The sequence below is a fragment of the Vibrio sp. Vb0349 genome (assembly GCF_033338975.1).
Genome location: NZ_JAWOTS010000125.1, coordinates 1 through 1,670 on the forward strand (window position 1 = coordinate 1; position 1,670 = coordinate 1,670).

The following is a 1,670-nucleotide window of genomic DNA, read 5'->3' on the forward strand; positions in this document are numbered from 1 at the left end:
GAGCCTCTGTCGTTTTGTCTCTCTGAGCAAGCAAGATAGCTTGCTCAAGGATTAATTCTTACTTAAAAGGCAGGTTCAATCGTTCCTTTGAAAGTGCTATCAAGGAAGTCGCGAATTTCTTGGGATTGGTAAATAGAAACGAACTTCTTGTAAGCCTCGTTGTTTCTGTCGGCTTCACGAGTCGCAATAACCATAACAGCGAGAGGTGCGTCTTTGGACTCTAGGAAAATACTTTGCTTCTTAGGGTCTAAGCCTGAAGACATCACGTAATTCATCGTAATAGCTGCGGCATCAACGTCATCCAGCGTTCTTGGCAGCTGCGCCGCATCTACCTCAACGAACTCCAGTTCTTTTTGATTGCTCTTAATATCGGTTAACGCGGCTTTATGGCCAACACCTGGTTTAAGCTCAATCAAGCCCGCATCAGCGAGTAGTAACAGCCCTCGGCCTCCATTAGTTGGGTCGTTTGGAATGGCAATTCTGGCACGGTTTGGTAACTCTTCTAACGAACGGTATTTATTGGAATAAATACCCATGCGCATCAAGATAGATTGGCCAATTGAAACGAGCTGAGAGTTATGACTGCTGTTGAAGTTATCCAAAAAAGGTTGGTGTTGGTAGCTGTTAATATCGATGCTACCGTCACTCAGCGCGGCGTTAGGTGTCACGTAATCAGAGAACTCGATGACTTCAACATTTAGCCCTTGCTTTGCCGCTTCTTTCGCTACCGCTTCAACTACTTGTGCATGTGGCCCAACCGTAGCTCCGACTTTGATTGCTGAATTATCTTTTTCTCCGCAGGCACTTAAGCTGAGCGCAGCTGCGAGAACCCAAGATAACTTTTTGATGTGACCTAAATTTGTCATCGTAACTCCATTTTGTATTTAGACGTCCATACGGCTATCCTATCAGGAATATATAAACGGTCAACGACTAAAACATTGAGGGATCATTTGAAGGTCACAAGGGCTGTAGAGCACGAATTTTATCGAGCAGATGGTTAAGAGAGTTGAAAGGGTTGAAGCAAGAGAGTTTACAAGGGGAATAAGAAGATGAGCTCAGGTGCCAACGGTGTACCCATAGCAACACTTAAAACCATCAGATACAAAAAAGGCGTAGTAGGTACTAACCTGCTTCGCCTTTCGAAATTTGGTGGCCCCTCCCAGACTTGAACTGGGGACCAATCGATTATGAGTCCTACCAGGTTCATTTTTATGAGTATGCAATGCTTGGTAATTTCTTTTAAATTCAAATGTTTATCTGTTTGTCTTTGTTGCGTTAGTTTGCATTGATTTTCATGTCACTTTTCTCTTGTCTGACCCATTAACTGACCTAGCTTTGCTTAGGCAGGAAATCTGTCAATATCATTTTTGGCTGCTTTTAGGTTATGCCTGTTGACCTAGAAAGTTAACTTCGCCAAAAAAGACAAGAGAAAATCAGAATGTTAACTGTTACTAAAATTCAATCCGCGACCAGTAGTAAAAATTCCTATTATCTATGGGATCAATCAGGTCAACGAGGTACAGGGCGTTTGGGAGTAAAAATTTTCACTAGTGGGAAAAAGCAGTTCGTGTTTCGCTACTACCAGCAACAGAAAGAAAAATTTATCTCAATCGGTTTATTCAGTACACGTGCTGGCAGTATGACTCTTACAGAAGCTCGCGAGAAAG

At 42.7% G+C, this 1,670-nt stretch carries 2 protein-coding genes; one reads left to right on the forward strand and one right to left on the reverse strand.

Annotated features, from left to right (window positions below; genetic code table 11):
- Nucleotides 1-62 precede the first annotated feature (62 nt).
- Nucleotides 63-866 carry a MetQ/NlpA family ABC transporter substrate-binding protein gene (locus R7Q47_RS23780; protein WP_276445212.1) on the reverse strand — a complete coding sequence of 268 codons (804 nt, stop codon included), beginning with the start codon at nt 864-866 and terminating at the stop codon, nt 63-65.
- 575 nt (nt 867-1,441) lie between these two features.
- Here R7Q47_RS23780 and R7Q47_RS23785 point away from each other — a divergent pair.
- A partial coding sequence (locus R7Q47_RS23785; protein ID WP_318089614.1) for an Arm DNA-binding domain-containing protein occupies nt 1,442-1,670 on the forward strand: 229 nt, incomplete at its 3' end.